The following is a 19,562-nucleotide window of genomic DNA, read 5'->3' on the forward strand; positions in this document are numbered from 1 at the left end:
ACAGGGCACGACGAGTAGAAGTCAGCTGCTGCAGCCCCCCGGTTGCTGTGACTCGCCGTGACGAAGCGGGGAGTCTAACCACGTCGATTCGCCGTCGCCCAGCGCTCGACCGCCGCCGTAATTCGCAAAATTTCGCCGTAACTTCGCCGGTAACAGGTCGTGTTCGCGGTCGAGATCCGGACGGAAATGACGAAGGTCCCGGAAGCCGCCTCCGATATGGACCGGGCGTATGGATCTTGTGCCCCGGTTGTTCTTTTCGGTCGCGATGGCAAAAAGTCGTGCTCAATCCCCCGTGCGGGAACTTAGGGTAACCTAAATTAGATCTTGAGAACTTTTTGACAGTGTGTCAGTATCTTTGTCCGGAACGCCGATCGCCCGACGCCCCGACCTCACTGGAGCACACATGTCCGCCCAACTCGTCGACGAGACCACCGAGGCTCCGCTCTCCGCACTGATGCGCGAGGGGTCCCGCGCCGAGCACACCGCCGCCGAGACCTCCTCGTTCATGGGGGAGCTGTTGGCGGGCCGGGTCAACGAGCAGGGGTACGCCGACTACCTGCTGCGTCTGCGCAAGGTATATCTCGCGCTCGAGTCGGTGGGCCGTGACCTGGCGGCCACCGACGCCATCGCGGCCGCCGTCCATGACGTGGCTCTGGAGCGCCTGGCCGCGATCGACGCCGACCTGGCCGTATGGGCGCCGGGCGTCGACACCGATGCCGTGGAGTCGGCGGCCGCCGATGCGTACGTCGCCCGGATCGAGGCCACCCGCGCCTGGGGTGGTCTCTACGCCGCCCACCACTACACCCGCTACCTCGGCGACCTCTCCGGCGGCCAGGCGATCGGCCGGCTGCTCGACCGGTTCTTCGAGCTCGGCGGGGACGGGGTGGACTTCTACGAGTTCGCCGAGATCCCCAAGCCGAAGCCCTACAAGGACGGCTACCGCGCTCGCCTCGACGCGCTGGACCTCGATCCCGCGGAGAAGATCCGCATCGTCGAGGAGGTCCGGGTCGCCTTCGGGCTCAACCAGGCACTCTTCGAGGAGCTCGGCGCTCGCCTCGACGACTATCGCCTGTGAACTATGGTTCGTCCTCGTGCCCCGTATCGCCGCCGAGAACGTCCCCGAGCACCGCAAGCTGGTGCGCGAGCGGATCTTCACGGCGTTCGCGGAGCTGATGGCGGAGGGCAGCTATGACGCTGTCACCATGTCGAAGCTGGCGCAGCGCGCCGACATCGGGCGCACCGCGATCTACCACCACTTCAAGGACCGCGATGCGGTGATGGTCGCCTTCGCGACCCACGAGACCGCCGAGTACGTCGCCTCCCTGCAGGCTCAGCTCGCCGCGAGCGACCAGCCGGCGGAGCGGCTGCGGATCTACGTACGCAACCACCTCACGCTCGGCGAGAGGTTCCACATGGGCTTCGGCCCTCAGGTCTACGGCGGGCTCCCCGAGGAGGCCCGGCAGGAGATCCGCGAGCACGTCGTCGCCGTCGAGCGGGTCCTCGCCGAGATCCTCGAGCAGGGCGCCGAGCAGGGCATCTTCGCCGTCACCGACATCGACGCCACGCTCGCCCTCATCCACGCCGTCCTCGGCACCCGTCACCTTCCCGCCGAACGGATCGAGGAGTTCGTGCTCCGCGCCGTCGGCGCCTGGTGAGCTGCGCGCGCAGGTCGGCTAGCCCTGCGGCAGGCCGACACTGTTCCGCTGGAAGTCCAGCAGCCGCTCGTTCTCGTACGTGATGCGGTCGGCGGTGCCCTCGAGCTCGCGAAACATCTTCTTCAGGGTGCGGACCCCGTCGGACGACTGACGCGCGACGAGCCCTGCCAGCTCGAGAGCGATCGCCTCGGCTTCGTCGGCAGGAGCCCTCCGCTGGGCCAGGCCCAGCGCGACAGCCTCGTCCGCCCCGACAGGGCGCCCGGTGTAGATCAGCTCCTTGGCGCGCGAGAGGCCGACGAGCTGGGTCAGTCGGGCCGGTCCGACCGGAACGCCCAGCCGAGCCCCCGCCCATGCCAGCTTCAGATTCTCCCCGGCCACGCGCAGGTCGCAGCCGGCGATGATCTCGGCGCCGGCGCCCACGCAGTTGCCGACGCAGACGGCGATCGTCGGCACGGGCACCTGCTCGACGAGCCGGTAGAGCTCCGCGAACGCCTCCATCCGTGCGACTCCGCCGGCCGCGTCCAGGGCCTCGGTGACGTCCGCGCCTGCGCAGAAGGCCTCGGGAGACGTCGTCGAGAGGACGACGGCACGAACGTCGCCGTCATCGGACAGCTCCCTCAACACGTCGTTGAGCAGGCGCAGCGTCGGGGTGTCGAGAGCGTTTCGCTTCTCGGGACGGTTGAGCCGGAGGATCTCGACCTCTCCGCGCCGCTCTCTGACCAGGCTCGTCATGGCCGGTCCACGAAGATGTCGTACTCCAGGTCGCCGGTGCCGCCGTACTTCGAGAAGTCCGTGACTCCGGCATCCCGAAGCACGTCCACATCCAGGAACGCGTTGCCGGTGCACTCGCGCGAGGGGCGCCCCAGGATCTCCATCGCGGCGTCGGCGACGATCTCGGGCGTACGCGACCTCTCCACCGCTGCGTCTCCGCCGAGGAGGTTCTGCACCGCGGCGGTGGCGATGAGGGTCTCCGGCCACAGGCAGTTGGCGGCGATGCCGTGCTCGGCATATTCCGCCGCCCAGCCGAGCGTCAGCAGACTCATCCCGTACTTCGCCAGGGTGTACGCCGGGTGCTTGCCCAGCCACTGCGGCGACAGGTTGACCGGCGGCGACAGCGACAGGATGTGCGGGTTGGCCGACGCGCGCAGGTGGGGGAGCGACTTGCTGGTGAGCAGGTACGTGCCGCGCAGCTGGATCTGGGTCATCAGGTCGAACCGCTTCATCGGCAGGTCCTCCGTGCCGTCGAGCGCGATCGCGGAGGCGTTGTTGAGCACGATGTCGATGCCGCCGAACCGCTCGACGGTCTGCGCGACCGCGTTCTCCACCGAGGCCTCGTCGCGGACATCGCCCACGACCGCCAGCGCCTGCCCGCCTGCTTCCTCGATCTCGGCGGCGGCGGTGTGAACGGTGCCGGGGAGTCGCGGGTCGGGTTTGTCCGTCTTCGCCAGCAGCGTGACGTTGGCTCCCAGTCGCGCCGCGGCGATGCCCACGGCCAGGCCGATGCCGCGGCTGCCGCCCGACATGATGATGGTGCGTCCAGTAAGGCTCATGCCTGGGAACGTTACAGATCCCCTGCGGTTGTGGCAATGACGTAAATAACACATCGTCTGCGGACGTGGGATTGATGTAAGGTCGCAGCGATGTCATCGAACAACGCCGCCGCGAGCGCCCTTCGCCCTGTGTCCGCCCGTTCGGCGCTCCTGGGCCTGCTCATGGGTGCCGAGGTGCCCACGCTGTCCGCTCGCGAGCTCGTCGCAGGCGGCGGTCTGGTCGGCTTCTCGGAGACGACGGTCCGGGTCGCGCTCTCCCGCATGGTCGCCGCCGAGGACCTGGTCCGAACGGTGGACGGGAGATATCGGCTCTCCGAGAGGTTGAGCCACCGCCAGCGCCGTCAGGAGGCGGCGATCCACGTGCAGACCAGCGCGTGGGACGGCGAGTGGGACATGGTCGTCATCACCGCTACCGGCCGCTCCGCCGCCGACCGCGCGAGCCTCCGCGCGACGCTCACCGACCTCCGGCTGGCCGAGCTGCGTGAGGGTGTCTGGGTACGCCCGGCCAACCTCGACCTCGCCTGGTCCGATCACCTCGCCGGTCTGTGCGAGCGGCTGACGATGCGCCCCACGACCGACCCTGCCGCGCTCGCCGGCAGGCTGTGGGACCTGACCGGCTGGGCCGACCGGGCGCGCGAGCTGCTGGCGGCCACCGACACCGACGACCCCGTACTCCGGTTCACCGCCTGCGCGACGTCCGTTCGCCACCTGCTCGAGGATCCCGCCCTGCCCGACGAGCTGCTCCCCGCGGACTGGCCCGGTGCCGCGCTGCGCAAGGCGCACCTCGACTACAAGGACTGGCTGATCGAGACTCGTCGAGCGCTCATCGAGCGCGTCTCCTGAATGTGCGGATGAGCAGACGGGCTGGTGACCGCATTCCTTGCGCGATTCCTTACGCACGCAGTATCGGGTCCCTGAAATGCAAGAAACTCCTGACCGTCTATCCAGGTCAGGAGCCTTGTTTGGTACGCCATGTAGGACTTGAACCTACAACCCGCTGATTAAGAGTCAGCTGCTCTGCCAATTGAGCTAATGGCGCATGTCCTTCGCGCGTCAGGCGCGCTCGGCGACGAGAAGAACATTAGCAGCGGGCGCGGATGCGGCCCAAATCGAGGAGGGGGTCAGCGGAGCTCCAGAACCGCCTGGGCGGCGTTGTGGCCGCCGAGGCCGGAGACGGCGCCGCCGCGGCGGGCGCCGGAGCCGCACAGCAGGACCGATCCGAGGTCGGTGGCGACGCCCCAGCGGGCGGCCGGAGTGGTCAGGTCGGCGTCGTCGGGAGCCCAGGGCCAGGCGAGGTCGCCGTGGAAGATGTGGCCGCCGGGCATGGCGAGGTCGGCCTCGATCTCCTGGGGGATCTTGGCCTCGATGCACGGCTCCCCGTCCGCGGAACGGGCGACGACGGAGGAGATCGGGTCGAGCAGGTGCCGGTCGAGGGAGGCGATGGCGCGCTCGACCGCAAGGGCCTTGCGCTCCTCGCGGGTGGCCGGGTCCTCGAAGAGGGTCGCCGGGGCGTGCAGGCCGAAGTAGGTGAGGGTCTGGGTGCCGGGCGGCACGTCGCCGAGGATGGAGGGGTCGGTCAGCGAGTGGCAGTAGACCTCGCCGGGCATCTCGGTCGGCACCGAGCCGGCGGCGGCCTCGGCGTACGCCTTCTCCAGTTCCGAGTAGGACTCGCCGAGGTGGAGGGTGCCGGCGAAGGCGACCTTCGGGTCCTCGCCGGAGCGCAGCCGGGGGAGCCGCTCGAGGAGCATGTTGATCTTGAGCTGGGCGCCCACCGGCTTGGTCGCGGGGGACGGGGTGCGGCCGAGGAGGCCGTCGAGGACGTACGGGGCCAGGCCGGAGAGCACGTAGTCGGCGGCCGCGGTGTGGGACCCGGAGCCGTCGGTCCAGGTGACCTCGGCGCCCTCGCCGGCCGCACCGCCCCGGATCGAGGTGACGGTCGCGCCGGTGAGGACCTGCGCCCCGCCGGCGTACGCCGCCTTGGCGATCGCGCCGGTGACCGCACCCATGCCGCCGACCGGGACCCGCCACTCGCCGGTGCCGTTGCCGATCAGGTGGTAGAGGAAGCAGCGGTTCTGGATCAGGGTCTCGTCGCCGAGGCCGGCGAAGGTGCCGATCAGGGCGTCGGTGGCGACCACGCCACGGACGAGGTCGTTGCCGAACCGGCGCTCGATCGCCTCGCCCAGAGGCCGCTCGACGAGGTCGCGCCAGATCGGCGCGCCCACCTGCGACCTGATCGCGGTGGCCGTGGACAGCGGGGAGGTGAGGGTGGGGGCGACGACCCGGGCCAGATCGGCGACCTCCGCGTAGAACGACTGCCACGCGGCGTACTCCTCCTCCGACCCGGTCACCGCGCGGAAGCTGGCCGCGGTGGCCTCGCCCTCGGGCGTCTCGACGAGAAGGCCGGTGGCCCGGGAGCCGTCCAGATAGGGCGAGTACGACGCGGTCTGCCGCGACGCGAGCTCGATGTCGAGCCCGAGGTCGGTGCGGATCTGCTCGGGGAGCAGGGAGACCAGGTAGGAGTAGCGCGAGAGCCGGGTCGGGAATCCCTCGAACGCCTGCGCCGAGATGGCCGCGCCGCCGACATGGTCGAGCCGCTCCAGCACCAGGACCGAGAGGCCCGCCCGGCTCAGATAGGCCGCGGCGGTGAGGCCGTTGTGACCGCCGCCGGCCACCACTACGTCGTACGTCTCCTGTGCCATGGGCCGATCTTAGGAGGTGGCCAGAGCGGCGTTGGCCCGTTCGGTGAGGGTGGCCAGGACGCGTGCGGTCGCGGCGAGGTCCTCGGCCGGGATGTCGGCGAAGAACGTCCTGGTCAGCGGCTGGCTGCGCTCCGTGATCTGCTGCTGGAGGCGCTCGCCCGCAGAGGTGAGGGTGAGGCCGTCGGCGATCAGACCGCGGGCGATCGCGGCGTCGAGGTGGGACTCGACCTCGGCCGCGGAGACCTTGATGTTGCCGGCGGTCGTCGTGATCAGTTCGGCCCGCGTCGCATCGCCCCGGCTCAGGTAGTTGAGCAGGAGCGACTGCTCGAAGGTCAGGTCGTAGTCGTCGAGCACGTCGAGGAGGTTCTTGCGGATCGCGAAGTAGGCGACGCCCAGGTTGGCGCCGGTGACGGGAGGAGTTGCGGTGGTCATGATCGTTCTCCAGGTGTGGGGTCGGTGTCGATGGGTGCGGTGAGCATCGCCTCGAGCGCTGCCTGCGCCTCGGCGGCACGGCGGCTGGTGCGGCCGCCGAGCGGTGCGGTGAGCTGGTCGAGCAGTCGGCTGGTCACCGTGATCGCCTCGCGGGTCACCTCGGTGCCCTCGGGTGTGATGGCGAGACGTACGGCTCGGGTGTCCTTGGCGTCGCGGACGCGCTCGACCCAGCCCTTCGTCTCGAGCTGGCGGGCGAGCTTGGAGACGTACATCGGCTCGAGTCCGGTGAGGTCGGCCAGCTGTTTCTGGGTGGGGGCCTCCGAGGCGCGGAGGCCGTAGAGGGAGGCGATGAGCGAGTACTGCGCGTGGGTGAGCCCCAGGGGCGCGAGCGCTCGGTCCATCGACACCCGCAGACGCATGGCGAGCCGCCACACGACGTATCCGATCGTCTGCTTCTCCATGCCAGAAACCGTACATGTTGATCATAAACATGTATAGCAATTAAGGATGTCGGTGCTCCCTGGCAGGATCGGAGGCATGGCTGAGCGTCCAGAGGTTCCCGAGGCGATGGTGGCGCGGCTGCGGGAGATCCTCGGCGCGTTCCCGAAGTGCCTCGAGGACGACGCCTGGGTGGGGGTGCGCTGGCGGGTCGGCCAGGCGACGATCGCGCACGTCTTCGGCGGTGAGGACCAGCTCTTCCGGATCGTGTTCCGGGGCGAGCCTGACGAGGTGGTGGCCTTCGAGCATCTGGGCCACCCCTACTTCAAGGCCGGCTGGGGCGGCAATGTGGTCGGGATGATCCTCGACGACGACACCGACTGGGACGAGGTCGCTGAGCTTCTCACCGATTCCTACTGTATCCAGGCTCCGGCGAAGCTGGCCGCTCTCGTGGAACGCCCGGCGGTGGGGTCCGAGTAGGGTCCGCGCGAAGGTCTCGCTGGTCACGCCCTGATTTCTCGTGGTGGCGCTGATTTCGACGCTCGTCCACGGCGTCTGCCTGTGGAAGAAGTTGCGAAGAGTAGAGGCTTCGATTGGGACCTTAGACCCTAGGCTGACCGCTTGGACTCCGGCATGTTGCCATGGTAAATCCAGGGGAACAATTTCCTATCCACGGCAACAAATTTCATAAGGAGTGCGTGTGCGTCGTTTGGCCATGCTGATCCTCGGGGGAGCCGTTGCGGCGGCCGGGGTCGGCTGCGGTTCGGACAGTTCCGTCGACTACGGGTTGTACAGCAACAACCACGGTGAGAACCCGGCGATGGAGAAGAAGGTGATCACCGTCGACAGCACCGAGAGGATCCAGCAGAACCAGCAGCTGGGGCTGACGGGCGAGGGCACCATCAAGGGCGAAGCACCCGGAATCCTGTTGCGGGTGATCGTGCAGGACGTCTTCGAGACGTCGTTCACCGACGGCACCGTGACTCCGCCGGGGTCGCGCGTGATGGCCGTCGAGATCCAGGTCATCAACGCCGGGTCGAGGGTCTTCAACGACACCCCGGCCACCGGTACGACGGTGATCGATGCCTCGGGCAAGAAGTACAAGAGCCAGCCCAGCACGGTGAAGGTCGACGGCGGCGAGGTGTTCCCGAACCCGTTCGGGCTGCAGCCGCGTGACCAGCGGACGGCCCTGGTGCCGTTCGTCGTCCCGGTCGGGGCGACCATCAAGCAGGTCGCGTTCCAGATCGACAAGGGCGGCGAGAGCGGCCTGTGGCGGGTTCCGTAGACCTGAAGCCCTAAATCTGGGCTCAGTACGTCCTCCAGGCAACCTTCTGGCGGCATTCCGCGTCACCATCGGTGTGGTGATGAGACGATGGTTCGTCTCGGACGTAATGCTGCGTGGTCAACTGGAGGTGTGGTGCGGGTCCGGGTCCTTGGCGCCGTCGAGCTGATCTGTGACGACGGCACGGTGCAGAGGCTGTCGCGTACGCGACGGACCCTGCTTGCCCTGCTGGCCGCCGCGCGTGGAGCGCCGGTCTCCTCCGACCTGTTGGTCGACGAGCTGTGGAGAGGTTCACCTCCGGCGACGGGGGTGAACCTCCTTCACCAGCGCGTCCGCGACCTGCGCCGTGCGCTCGGCGAGGATCGTCACCGCCTGGAGAGCCGGGCGAACGGCTACGCGCTCGTCGGCGCGGACATCGACCAGGCCCGCTTCGAGGACCTGGTCGAGCAGGGCCGTGCCTCCGCCGAGGCCGGTGACCACGAGCGGGCCAGCATGCTCTTCGACGCCGCGCTGGGGTTGTGGACCGGAGGCGCCTACGGCGCGGTCGGTGAGTCCCGCATGATCGCGACCGAGGCCGCGCGTCTCGAGGAGCTGCGCCTGGTCGCCGTCGAGTCGCGAGCCGCCGCCGACCTGGCGCTCGGCCGTCAGGCCGCGGTGGTGGGCGACCTGGGGCCGGTCGTGCAGGCCAACCCGCTCCGGGAGGGCCTGTGGCTCTTGCTGATGACGGCGCTGTGGCACTCCGGCCGTACGGCCGAGGCCCTGGACGCCTACCAGCGTCTCTTCCGTGTCCTCCGCGACGAGCTCGGGGTCGAGCCGTCCAAGGACGTACGCGACCTGCACCTGCGCATCCTCGACGGCGACGATCCCGAGCCCGCGCCGGCCCGGACCCACGAGGAGATCGTGCCGCGCCAGCTGCCGCCGGTCGTCGCCACCTTCGCCGGTCGCGAGGACCAGCTGACGAAGCTGGACCAGCTGGTCACGGAGGACGACGGCCGGGCCGTGGTGATCTCGGCGATCGCGGGCACCGCGGGGATCGGCAAGACGACGCTGGCGCTCTACTGGGCGCACCGGAGCGCCCCGCGCTTCCCGGACGGGCAGGTGTTCGTGAACCTGCGTGGCTTCGACCCGCGCGACGCGCTCGACCCGCTGGACGCGCTCGGCGTGGTGCTCGAGGCGTTCGGGGTGGAGCGGTCCCGCCAGCCCCAGGACATCGACGGCCGGGCCGGGCTGCTGCGCAGCAAGCTCGCCGGCAAGCGGGTGCTGCTCGTGCTCGACAACGCCCGCGACAGCGAGCAGGTCCGCAGCCTGCTCCCCGGCAGTCCCGGGTGCGTGACCCTGGTGACCAGCCGGAACAGGCTCTCCGGCCTGGTCGCGGAGGCCGGCGCGAGACCGATGGAGCTGGGGCTGCTCGACGACGCCGAGGCCTACGAGCTGCTGGCCGGGCGGCTCGGGAAGGAGCGCCTCCTGGCCGAGCCGGAGGCCGTCGACCGGATCATCGAGCTGTGCGCCTCGTTGCCGCTGGCGCTGTCGGTCGTGGCCGCCCGGGCGGCGACCAGGCCCGCCTACGCCCTCGCCGACCTGGCCGAGGAGCTCGGCGAGTCCCGCCTGGACGGGTTCGGCGGTGGTCGCGGGGACATCCGGGCGACCTTCTCGTGGTCGGTGCGGCACCTGTCCGAGGAGGCGGCCCGGCTGTTCCGGCTGATCGGGCTGCATCCCGGGCCGACGCTCACCGTCCTGGCCGCGGCCAGTCTCGCCGGGATCTCCCGGGTGCGGGTGCGCCGCCTGCTCGACGAGCTCACCGAGGCCAACCTGCTGACCGAGGTCGCGCCCGGCCGGTTCGTGCTGCACGACCTGCTCCGGGAGTACGCCGCCGACCTCGCCACGGGCGAGCCGGACCCGGTGCGCGAGGAGGCCGAGCTGCGGATGATCGACCACTACGTCTTCAGCGCTCGGGCCGTGCACAGCGCCTACGACCCTCATCAGAGCCACCTCGGCACCACCGAGCCGATGCGCGACGGGGTCACCATCGAGGTCGTCGGCGACAGCGGCGAGGCGCTCGCCTGGATCGCCACGCAGCTGCCGGTGATCTCCCGGGTGATCGACGTCGCCGTGGGCCGGGGTATCGCGCCCGATCGGATCGTGCTGCTCGTCGGAGCCCTCGAGCGCCTGCTCGACCTCCAGGGGCGCTGGATCGAGCTCGCGGCGCTGGCCGAGGCGGCGCTCCCGGGCGTGCGACGCAGCGTCTCGCAGGGCGGCGACCCGGCCGGGCTCGGCGTCATGCACCGCGCCGCCGGGGCGGCCTGCGGGCGCCTGGGCCGGGTCGAGGACGCCCTCGACCACCTCGGCCGGGCACTCGACCTGGCGATGGAGTCCGCCGACCTGGTGGCGGAGGGCAAGACCCTGCACCGGCTGGCCACCGTGGCCACGGCCTCCGGCGACCACGCCGGGGCTGCTGCGTACGCGGCTCGGGCGGCGGACGTCTTCGCGCGCGGGGGCGACCCGATCCGGGCGGCCTGGACGACCGGCCGGCTCGGCCTCTACGAGGCCCTCGACGGGGCGTACGAGTCGGGGCTGCGGCACTGCGAGGCGGCGCTCGCCGAGCTGCGCCGGGTGGCCCCCGGCTACCGCAGCGAGGGCAACGTCGTGGCCACCATCGGCTGGATCCACCAGCAGCTCGGCGCGGTCGACGAGGCGGCCGGCCACTTCGACGAGGCGGTCACCAAGCTGCGTGCCGCCGGCGACCTGCCCGGTCTGGCCGACGCGCTCGGCCACCTGGCCGAGACCCGCGCCGCCCTGGGCAAGCACGAGGACGCCCGCTGCGCGAGGGTCGAGCGCGACTCGATCCTCGCGCAGCTGGGCTGAGCTCGGGCTACGCCGTGGGCAGCTTGTAGTCGGCGTACTCCTCGCGCAGGGTCTTCTTGGAGAACTTCCCGACCGAGGTCTTGGGCACCTCGTCGATGAAGACCACGTCGTCGGGCACCTGCCACTTGCCCAGGTTGTCGGCGAGGTAGCCGAGCAGCTCCTCCTTGGTCACCGACTCACCGTCCTTGACCACCGCGAACGCCAGCGGCCGCTCGCCCCACTTGGGGTGCGGCACCGCGACGACCGCGGCCTCGGCGATGCTCGGGTGGCCCATGATGAGGTTCTCGATCGCGACGGTCGAGATCCACTCGCCACCGGACTTCACCAGGTCCTTGGTGCGGTCGACGATGCGTACGTAGCCCAGCGGCTCGATCGCGGCGATGTCACCGGTGCGCAGCCAGCCGTCGGGGGAGAAGGAGGTCGGTGCGTCGACCTTGTAGTAGCCCGAGGCGATCCACGGGCCGCGGCACTCGAGCTCGCCGGTCGTCTCCCCGTCCCAGGGGAGCTCGTCGGTGGTGCCGGGCTCGACGATGCGGAGCTCGACGCCGACCGCCGGGATGCCCGGCGACGTACGGAAGTCGGCCTTCTCCTCCTCGGAGAGGTCGGCGATCTCGGCGCGCTCGTTGAAGACGCTGCCGAGCGGCGACATCTCGGTCATGCCCCAGGCCTGGGTGATCGGCAGGCCGATCGCCTCGCGCCAGGCCTCCGAGAGCGACTTCGGCACCGCGGAGCCGCCGCAGATGACCACGCGCAGCGAGGAGAGGTCGGCGTCCTTCAGGAGCGGGACCATGCCCATCCAAATGGTGGGTACGCCGGCCGCGATCGTCACCTTCTCGGCCTCGAGCAGCTTGATGATGCCGGCGGGCGAGAGGTCGGGGCCGGGCAGGATCAGGTTGGCGCCGGCGAGCAGCGAGGAGTGGGCGAAGCCCCAGCCGTTGGCGTGGAAGAACGGCACCACCGGCAGCACCCGGTCACGGTCGTTGGTGCCGAAGAGGGTGCCGGACAGGGAGGCCAGCGCGTGCAGGTACTGCGAGCGGTGGGTGTAGACGACGCCCTTCGGGTTGCCGGTGGTGCCCGAGGTGTAGCAGATCCCGGCGGCGGTGCGCTCGTCGGTGACCCGTCCGTCGATGTGCCCCTCCTCGGCGTCGGCCATCAGCTCCTCGTAGGAGACGACCCGCGGGTCGTCGGGGAGCGGCGTCGGCGCCCCGTCGTCCATCACGACGACGTGCTCGAGCGTGGTCAGCTGGGGGAGCAGCGGAGCCAGCAGGCCGAGCAGCGACCGGTCGATGAAGACCGCCTCGTCCTCGGCGTGGTTGAACGTGTAGACGAGCTGCTCGGGGAAGTAGCGGATGTTGCCGGTGTGCAGCACCCGGCCGGTGCAGGGGACGGAGTAGTAGAGCGCCAGGTGGCGCAGGGTGTTCCACGCGAAGCTCGCCACCCGGCCGTCCTCGGAGATGCCCAGCCGGTCGAGCACGGCGGCCTGCTTGCGCACCTCCACGGCCAGGTCCTTGAACGTGTGGCGCTCCAGACCGGTGGCGGTCTTGGTGACGATCTCCCGCGTCGGGAAGACGCGCTCGGCGCGCCGGATGATCGTGTCGATGGTCAGCGGTGCGTCCTGGATCAGTCCTTGCATGCCCCACATCCTGACGGAATGTGGCACGGGTCACAACAGATTCGCCGAGTCGGCTCGGTCAGACGACGGCTTCCGAGGTGGTGAGGGCCAGGGCGGGGGTGGAGGCGGCGCGCGGCCATACCTCAGCGAGGATCTCGACACCGCGCCGGACCAGGTCGGGGCGGGGCGTGATCGCCAGCCGCAGGTGACGCTCGTAGGCGCCGTCGACCCCGAACCGCGGCCCGGCCGTGACGAGCAGTCCGTGGGGCCGGGCGGCCAGGGTGAGCTGGGAGCTGACCGGTGCCGGCAGGCCGACCCAGGCGGAGAGACCGCCGTCGATACGTGGCGGCAGCTCCCAGTCGGGCAGGTGCTCGCGCATCGCGTGGTAGAGCGCGGCACGGCCGGCGGCGAGCTGGGCGGCGCGCTCCTCGAGGATCTCGGGGAGGTGCTGGAACAGGATCGTGGTGACCAGCTGCTCCCAGATCGGGGTGCCGAGGTCGGTCGCCGAGCGCCCGCTGGCGATCTGGGTCAGCAGCACCGGGTCGGCCCGGATCCAGCCGACGCGCAGCCCGCCCCACAGCATCTTGCTCGCCGAGCCGATGTGGACGACACGGGCCTGGTGCTCACCGGCCATCGCGGCCAACGGTGGGTAGGTGTGCGGGCGGTCGATGTTCAGCTCGGCGGTGGTGTCGTCGGCCACCACGAGGGTGTCGACCTTCGCGGCGGCGTGCAGCAGCCGGAGCCGGTCCTCGGTCGACATCGATCGGGACGTCGGGTTGTGGAAGTCGGGCATGACGTACGCCATCACGGGGGTGGTGCGGGCGATCGCCGCCGCCATCGCCGGCATGTCCCAGCCGGCGTCGGTGGTGACCGGGCTCGTGATGATCCGGGCGCCGGCGAGGCTCAGGGCGTCGTACGCGTTGGGGTAGGACGGGCTCTCCGCGTAGGCCCGGTCGCCGCGGCTGATCACGGTGCGGGCGAGCAGGGCGATCGCGCTCTGGCCGCCGGTGGTCACCATGATCTGATCGGGATCGGTCGGCAGGCCGCGCGCGGTGTAGCGCGCCGCGATCTCCGCGCGGAGCTCCTCGATGCCCCACAGCGTGTAGCCGGGGCCGGTCATGTGGTCGGCCAGTCGCCGGGTCGCCTCGACGGCGGCCTCGGGGAGCCGTCGGGTGGCCGGCAGGGTGGCCCTGACCAGGTCGATCTCACCGCCCTCGGTGAACGAGTCGGGTGCGGTGGGCGGGAGCTTGGTCGTGGTGCCCGACCCCTGCACGCTCAGCGCGTAGCCGTGCTCCCGCAGGCGCCGGTAGGCGGCGGTGATCGTGGTGCGGCTCAGAGTCAGCCGCTCGGAGAGCTCGCGCTCGGAGGGGAGGCGTACGTCGGCGGAGAGCCGTCCGTCGATCAGCAGCAGCTGGATCCGTTCGGCCAGGTTCTCGTACGCCGGGCCTTCTCCCTGCCACTGACCGAGCAGGCCGGCGAGCGCAGTGGCTCCGATTCTTCCGCGAGGCATGAGGCCACCTTACGCTGATTGGCTCCTTTACCTTCGATTGGACCCGTGATTGGCTTTGCAATCGTGAAGGATCTCTCTGTGAAGTCGCTCTCCTGGTTGATAACTGGACTCTTCCTCTATGGCATCGCACTCGCTCTGCTCTTGCGTGCCTCGCTCGGCGTCGGGCCGTGGAACGTGCTGACCTCGGGTCTGGTCGAGGTCACCGGCATCTCGTTCGGCCTGATGACCAACCTGATCGGGCTCGGCGTGCTGCTGGTGTGGATCCCGCTGCGCCAGCGGCCCGGGATCGGGACGGTGCTCAACGTGCTCCTGGTCGGGACCTCGGCGGACATCGGTCTGTGGCTCATCCCGCCCGTCTCCGGTCCGGTCGCACAGGTCGCGGTCTTCGCGGGCGGGCTGTCGCTGCTCGCTGCCGCGACCGGGATCTACATCGCTCCGGGCCTCGGCCCCGGCCCGCGTGACGGCCTGATGACCGGGCTGCACGAGCGGACCGGTGCCCCGGTCTGGCTCTGCCGCGCGGGCGTCGAGATCACCGTGCTCGCCATCGGCTGGCTCCTCGGCGGACTGGTCGGGATCGGCACGGTCGCCGAGGCGCTGCTGATCGGTCCGATGGTGCACCGCACCCTGCCGTTCTTCCGGGCGATGTACGCCGGGAGGACCGCCGCGACCGCCGTCGCCGCAGAAACACGCGCGGGCGCATGATTTAACCCACACGAATTTCCGGTGGCGCCCCCGACAGGATTCGAACCTGTGACCGTCGGATTAGAAGGCCGATGCTCTATCCAGCTGAGCTACGGAGGCGTGGCCCGCGTGAGCACCCCACCGGAAGGGGGTTTGCGCAGGCCGCGCCCGATCTTACCGGTGCCCGTATCCCATGTGTGCATCGGAAACCGAAACGCTGACCGGAGTGTTACCAAGGTGTGGGGGGTATTTGGGCGCACTGTCCCCACACTGTCGACCAACGTGTCCGGGTGGTGGACCACGAGGGTTCGAGACTCGACCGGATCATCGGTAAGGTCCCCGGACATGACTATGGAGTCCATGTGCACCTCGTGCGGTGCAGCCGTCACCGGTATGCGCTTCTGCACAGGTTGTGGGACCCCCGTCAGAAGCGCTCATCAGCCGCCGTCGCAGGGTGCACCGGAGCCGGTCGCACCGCCGCGACTGCCGCAGCGGGGTGCCGATCCTGACCAGGGTGGTCTGTCGTTGCCGAGGCGTGGGCAGGAAGCTGCGAGGCCCGCGCCGCAGGCCGACGCGGAGCCGGCGCCGTTGCCCCTCGGGCAGGTCCGGCGTACGCCCGGGGCGTCGATGGCGCCCCAGCTGAACATCACCGCCCCGAGCGGTGAGCAGCCGGCCTTCGGCGGTGGCATGGCGCCGCCGCCGGCAGGTTCGGAGGGCGGTGGCCTGTTCGGGCTGGCGGCGCGTACGCCGAAGTTCGAGCCGGAGCTCGCCTCCGAGTCCCAGTCGCTCTTCCTGCCGAAGCGCAAGCGCGTGGCGGAGGAGCCCGAGCCCGAGCCGGCTCCGCAGGAGCCGCAGCCGCAGGCCGATGCGCCGTCGCCGGCCTCGGGGCTGCCGACGAGGTCGCCCGTGCACGAGCGCGCCCCCGAGCCGCCCGCGCCTGCGCCCGAGCCGCAGCCGCGGGAGCCGCAGACGCCCGAGCCGCAGGCGTTCGAGGCCCAGACGTTCGAGGCTCGGACCCCCGAGCCCCAGCGGCCGGAGCCGCAGGCGCCACCGGCGCCGGAGCCCGAACCGGAGCCCGCGGCCATGCCGCCGCTGCCCACGCGTCCGGCCGCGGCCCACAACCAGAGCGCGGAGCACCCGGCCTTCGCCGAGCCCGCGCCGCGGCCGGATGGTCCGGCGTACGAGGCGACCCAGGAGGCGATGCCGCCGGTCGAGCGACGCCAGCCCGAGCCGGTCCGCCCCGAGGAGACCACCGTCGCGATGAGCCCTCGCTTCGACACCGTCGAGGAGGAGGCCACCGGCGGCACCCGTCCGCGCGACGAGTTCGAGCAGTTCGCGCCGCCGCAGCAGCAGTCGTTCGACGCCCCGGCGCCCGAGGCACGCTACGACGGCGGCCAGCAGGACTTCGGCCAGCAGGACTTCGGCCAGCAGGACTTCGCCCAGCAGGACTTCGGCCAGCCCGACCAGGGGCAGCAGCCCCCGGCGTACGGCGACCCGGCCTATGCCCCGCTCGCGCCGCAGCTGGAGCCGGACCAGGCCCAGTGGTCCCCGAGCTACGACCAGCCCCATGAGCAGGCGTACGACCAGGGTTACGAGCAGCCTTTCGGTCAGCCGCAGAACTCGTCCCCGGACCAGTTCGGCCAGCCGTACGGTGACCCCTACGGCCAGAACACCTACACCGACGCCACCCTCGTCGGGCAGCCGCCGGTCGGCGGTGGGCCCAACACCCCGGCGCCGCCGCCGATGGCGCCGCAGGGCTACGACCCGTACGGGAACGCCTATGACGCCCGCTACGAGCCGCAGCGCGGTCAGGGTGGTCAGGGCAAGGGGCAGGGCTTCGACCGCAAGCGCTGGGTCCTGATCGTCCTGGTGCTGGCCGTCGTGGTCGCGATCATCGCCTTCGTCATCGGCCTGGTGAACAACAGCGACGACGCCAACGCGAAGACCGGCACCGCCGAGGGCACCACCACGAGCGCAGGTGGAGCCGCGGCGGAGGCGAAGAAGATCGACGACCTCATCAAGACCTCTGCGGAGGACAAGGCGGCCATCGGCGCCGCTCAGGCGGACCTCGAGGCCTGCGAGAACATCGACGAGGCGGTGCAGACCTTCCAAGACGCCGCGGCCTCCCGCAAGGAGCTGGCGACGAAGGTCGCGTCGATCGACACGGCCGTCCTCCCCGGATCGCAGAAGCTCGTCAAGAACCTCGAGTCCGCATGGATGACCTCGCAGAACGCAGACCTGGCCTTCGCCGCCTGGGGCGAGAAGCGCAAGCTCAACGCCGACGGCGAGTGCGTCGGCGGCAAGCGCAAGCTGGAGAAGGCGACCACGCTCAGCCTGGCCAGCCATGACCCGAAGAAGGCGGCCGCCAAGGCGTGGGGGCCGATCGCGGAGGAGTACGGCCTCGAGCCCGTCGAGTGGACGAAGCTCTGAGACGACTGGAGCGAGGCCGAGCGAAGGAGTGACCGCGCGAAGCGCGGATCGGAGCCTGAGCTCGGCCTGAGCTCAGCGTGAGCGGAGGTACGCCGCCATCGCCCGTTCGATGGCGGCGGCCACCTTCGCCTGGAACCGGTCGGACTTGAGCAGGCGCGCGTCCGCGGCGTTGCGCATGTTGCCCGTCTCGAGCAGCACCTGCGGCACCGTGGTCAGGTTGAGCCCGGCCAGGTCGTCGCGCTCCACGAAACCGCCCTTGCCGAGGTAGGAGGCCAGCGGCATCCCGGTCTTCCCCATCTCGGTACGCAGCAGCTCGGCGTAGCGCCGCGAGGGCTGGACGATCTCGTCGTTCGTGCCCGACGGCACCGGGATCAGCAGCGAGTAGCCCCGCTCGGAGGCGGCCGCGCCGTCGGCGTGGATGTCGATCGCGACGTCGGCCTTCGCGTCGTTGATGATCTTCGCCCGCTCGTCGATGCACGGTCCGACCCCGTCGTTGCTGTCCCGGGTCATGACCACCTTCGCGCCCGACTCGCGCAGGTCGGCGGCGAGCTTGGTGGCCACGGCCCAGGTGAAGTCGGTCTCCGGGTAGCCGTCGTTCGTCGCGGTGCCGGTGGTGTTGCACGGGCTCTTCGAGCGCCCGTTCCACACCGGCTCGTCGATCACCTCGGGTGCGCCCGCGTTGCCGCCGTTGTGACCCGGGTCGATGCCGACCACGGTGCCCTCGAAGACGTCGCCCGGGACCGGTGCCGCCGATGTCGAGGCGCTCGGGGTCGCCGACGCGGCGGGCTGCTGTCGTGGCGTACGTCCGGGGCTGCAGGCCGTCAGGGCCGCGGCCAGCGCGAGGCAGCCGGCGACGGCGGCCGCTGACCGAGGTACCTCGGTGAGCAGTCGCTGCCCTCGTGGAACTCCACGAAGGCAGCGCGGCTCGACTGAGTCACCTCGGTCAGTATTCACGTCACAGATACTGGCCCATCCAGGCTTCGACGTCGTCGGCGGTGCGGGGCAGGCCGGAGGAGAGGTTCACGGCGCCGTCGGCGGTGACCACGATGTCGTCCTCGATGCGGATGCCGATGCCGCGCAGCTCCTCGGGGACGAGCTTGTCCTCCTTCTGGAAGTAGAGGCCCGGCTCGACGGTGAGGACCATGCCCTCCTGCAGCGGCCCCTCGACGTAGGTCTCCTTCGACGCGGACGCGCAGTCGTGCACGTCGAGGCCGAGCATGTGGGAGACGCCGTGGAGGGTCCAGCGGGAGTAGGTCTTGTTGTCCTCGGAGAGCGCCTCGTCGACGGAGACGGGCAGCAGCCCCAGGTCGTCGAGGCCGTGGGCGAGGATCTCCATCGCGGCGAAGTGGCCGGCCCGGAAGGTCACGCCGGGGCGAATCGCCTCGATGCCCGCCTGCTGCGCCTTGTAGACGAGCTCGTAGAGGTTGCGCTGCAGCGGCGTGAACGTCCCGGAGATGGGGAGCGTGCGGGTGATGTCGGCGGTGTAGAGGTTGTGGCCCTCCACACCCATGTCGAGCAGAACCAGCTCGCCGGGGACGATCGGGCCGTCGTTGTCGATCCAGTGGAGCGTGGTGGCGTGGGAGCCACCGCCGACGATCGAGTCGTAGCCGAGGTCGTTGCCCTCGGCACGCGCGCGGCGGAAGAAGGTGCCCTCGATCCAGCGCTCGCCGTGCTTCAGCACCTGGTCCCACTCGCGGACCGCGTCGGTGAAGCCGCGCACGGTGATGTCGCAGGCCTCCTTGAGCTCGCCGAGCTCCCACTCGTCCTTGATCAGGCGCAGCTCGGAGAGCGCCTTGGTGAACTCCTCGTCGCGGCCGCCCTCGGCCGGGGTGACCAGCTTGTCGACGTCGGCCGAGACCCCGCGGAGGACGCGGGTCGGGGTGTTGGCGGAGAGCCCGGACGCGAGCTGGTCGACGTGGCGTACCTCGATGCCGAGCGAGTCGGAGAGCTCACGGGCCGAGGGACGCGCACCGGCCCAGAGCGCGCCGTACTGACGGTCGCGGAAGAACTCGTCGGTGTCGCGACCGCTGCGCGGGCGGGCGTACAGGACCGAGCTGCCGTCGGGCTCGATCACGACGACGGCGTCGGAGGTCTGGTTGCCGGTCAGGTGCACGTGCGCGGTGTCGGCACGGAAGCGGTAGTCGGTGTCGTTGGCGCGGACCTTGTAGGTGCCGGCCGGGACGACCAGGCGCTCGCCCGGGAAGATGCTCGCCAGGCGCTCCCGGCGGGCGGCCGCCCACGGGGTGATCGGATGCTCGGGAACCTCGGCCTCGCGGTCGTCCCAGCCCTCCCTCATGAAGTTGGACCACGCCTCCGGAACCGACTGGTCATGGCTCTCGGTGTGGTCGTCTGCAGGAGTGGGGGCGCCGTTGTCCGTCATACCGGAATCGTACGCCGCGCCGTGACGACGA

Annotated in this window: 17 protein-coding genes and 2 tRNA genes; 8 read left to right on the forward strand and 11 right to left on the reverse strand. The window is 70.5% G+C overall.

Annotated features, from left to right (window positions below; genetic code table 11):
• The first annotated feature begins 403 nt into the window (after positions 1-403).
• A complete protein-coding gene (locus UG56_RS10335; protein WP_045549508.1) occupies positions 404-1,075 on the forward strand; it encodes a biliverdin-producing heme oxygenase in 672 nt (223 codons plus the stop codon).
• A 16-nt stretch (positions 1,076-1,091) separates the two neighbouring features.
• Positions 1,092-1,655, forward strand: a complete 564-nt coding sequence (locus tag UG56_RS10340) for a TetR/AcrR family transcriptional regulator (RefSeq protein WP_045549507.1) — start codon at positions 1,092-1,094, stop codon at positions 1,653-1,655.
• 18 nt (positions 1,656-1,673) lie between these two features.
• Here the strand turns inward: UG56_RS10340 and UG56_RS10345 are convergent, their stop codons facing one another.
• Both UG56_RS10345 and UG56_RS10350 read right to left on the reverse strand, forming a co-directional pair.
• A complete protein-coding gene (locus UG56_RS10345) occupies positions 1,674-2,387 on the reverse strand; it encodes an enoyl-CoA hydratase/isomerase family protein (RefSeq protein WP_052693714.1) in 714 nt (237 codons plus the stop codon).
• Positions 2,384-3,205 carry an SDR family oxidoreductase gene (locus UG56_RS10350; protein WP_045549506.1) on the reverse strand — a complete coding sequence of 274 codons (822 nt, stop codon included), beginning with the start codon at positions 3,203-3,205 and terminating at the stop codon, positions 2,384-2,386. Before UG56_RS10350 ends, UG56_RS10345 begins: the two co-directional genes overlap by 4 nt.
• 90 nt (positions 3,206-3,295) lie before the next feature.
• Between UG56_RS10350 and UG56_RS10355 the strand changes: the two genes are divergently transcribed.
• Positions 3,296-4,048 (forward strand): PaaX family transcriptional regulator C-terminal domain-containing protein, encoded by a 753-nt coding sequence (locus UG56_RS10355; protein WP_045549505.1) that lies wholly within the window; start codon positions 3,296-3,298, stop codon positions 4,046-4,048.
• Between the two features lie 120 nt (positions 4,049-4,168).
• Here UG56_RS10355 and UG56_RS10360 read toward each other — a convergent pair.
• From UG56_RS10360 to UG56_RS10375, 4 genes are all read right to left on the reverse strand, one after another.
• Positions 4,169-4,244 (reverse strand) — tRNA-Lys (locus tag UG56_RS10360).
• An 82-nt stretch (positions 4,245-4,326) separates the two neighbouring features.
• Positions 4,327-5,904, reverse strand: a complete 1,578-nt coding sequence (locus UG56_RS10365) for a phytoene desaturase family protein (RefSeq protein ID WP_045549504.1) — start codon at positions 5,902-5,904, stop codon at positions 4,327-4,329.
• A 9-nt stretch (positions 5,905-5,913) separates the two neighbouring features.
• A complete protein-coding gene (locus UG56_RS10370) occupies positions 5,914-6,336 on the reverse strand; it encodes a hypothetical protein (protein ID WP_045549503.1) in 423 nt (140 codons plus the stop codon).
• Positions 6,333-6,797, reverse strand: coding sequence for a MarR family winged helix-turn-helix transcriptional regulator (locus UG56_RS10375; protein WP_045549502.1), 465 nt, complete (start codon positions 6,795-6,797; stop codon positions 6,333-6,335). The genes UG56_RS10370 and UG56_RS10375 overlap by 4 nt, the downstream gene beginning before the upstream one ends.
• 76 nt (positions 6,798-6,873) lie before the next feature.
• Here UG56_RS10375 and UG56_RS10380 point away from each other — a divergent pair, with 76 nt between their 5' ends.
• The 3 genes from UG56_RS10380 to UG56_RS28335 all read left to right on the forward strand — a co-directional run bounded on the left by UG56_RS10380 (position 6,874) and on the right by UG56_RS28335 (position 10,918).
• Positions 6,874-7,254 (forward strand): MmcQ/YjbR family DNA-binding protein, encoded by a 381-nt coding sequence (locus UG56_RS10380; protein ID WP_045549501.1) that lies wholly within the window; start codon positions 6,874-6,876, stop codon positions 7,252-7,254.
• Between the two features lie 220 nt (positions 7,255-7,474).
• Positions 7,475-8,059 (forward strand): hypothetical protein, encoded by a 585-nt coding sequence (locus UG56_RS10385; protein ID WP_143054991.1) that lies wholly within the window; start codon positions 7,475-7,477, stop codon positions 8,057-8,059.
• A 132-nt stretch (positions 8,060-8,191) separates the two neighbouring features.
• Positions 8,192-10,918: an AfsR/SARP family transcriptional regulator gene (locus UG56_RS28335; RefSeq protein WP_071327012.1), complete on the forward strand. Its 2,727-nt coding sequence runs from the start codon at positions 8,192-8,194 to the stop codon at positions 10,916-10,918.
• Between the two features lie 7 nt (positions 10,919-10,925).
• Here UG56_RS28335 and UG56_RS10395 read toward each other — a convergent pair whose 3' ends face one another.
• Both UG56_RS10395 and yczR read right to left on the reverse strand, forming a co-directional pair.
• Positions 10,926-12,551, reverse strand: a complete 1,626-nt coding sequence (locus tag UG56_RS10395; RefSeq protein ID WP_045551818.1) for a long-chain fatty acid--CoA ligase — start codon at positions 12,549-12,551, stop codon at positions 10,926-10,928.
• 58 nt (positions 12,552-12,609) lie between these two features.
• Positions 12,610-14,040 carry a MocR-like transcription factor YczR gene (gene yczR / locus UG56_RS10400; RefSeq protein ID WP_045551819.1) on the reverse strand — a complete coding sequence of 477 codons (1,431 nt, stop codon included), beginning with the start codon at positions 14,038-14,040 and terminating at the stop codon, positions 12,610-12,612.
• Positions 14,041-14,118: 78 nt separating this feature from the next.
• Between yczR and yczE the strand changes: the two genes are divergently transcribed.
• On the forward strand, positions 14,119-14,742 hold the full coding sequence (yczE, locus tag UG56_RS10405) for a membrane protein YczE (RefSeq protein ID WP_071327013.1): 624 nt from the start codon (positions 14,119-14,121) through the stop codon (positions 14,740-14,742).
• A 22-nt stretch (positions 14,743-14,764) separates the two neighbouring features.
• On the opposite strand, the gene UG56_RS10410 is transcribed toward yczE, so the two are convergent.
• Positions 14,765-14,841: transfer RNA gene (locus UG56_RS10410), tRNA-Arg, on the reverse strand.
• Between the two features lie 468 nt (positions 14,842-15,309).
• On the opposite strand from UG56_RS10410, the gene UG56_RS10415 reads away from it, so the two are divergent.
• On the forward strand, positions 15,310-17,151 hold the full coding sequence (locus tag UG56_RS10415) for a hypothetical protein (RefSeq protein ID WP_143054992.1): 1,842 nt from the start codon (positions 15,310-15,312) through the stop codon (positions 17,149-17,151).
• Between the two features lie 72 nt (positions 17,152-17,223).
• On the opposite strand, the gene UG56_RS10420 is transcribed toward UG56_RS10415, so the two are convergent.
• Both UG56_RS10420 and UG56_RS10425 read right to left on the reverse strand, forming a co-directional pair.
• Positions 17,224-18,105: an N-acetylmuramoyl-L-alanine amidase gene (locus UG56_RS10420; protein WP_177191456.1), complete on the reverse strand. Its 882-nt coding sequence runs from the start codon at positions 18,103-18,105 to the stop codon at positions 17,224-17,226.
• Position 18,106: 1 nt separating this feature from the next.
• A complete protein-coding gene (locus tag UG56_RS10425; protein WP_045551609.1) occupies positions 18,107-19,531 on the reverse strand; it encodes an aminopeptidase P family protein in 1,425 nt (474 codons plus the stop codon).
• Positions 19,532-19,562 lie beyond the last annotated feature (31 nt).

Source organism: Nocardioides luteus (assembly GCF_000960475.2).
GTDB lineage: Bacteria > Actinomycetota > Actinomycetes > Propionibacteriales > Nocardioidaceae > Nocardioides > Nocardioides luteus_A.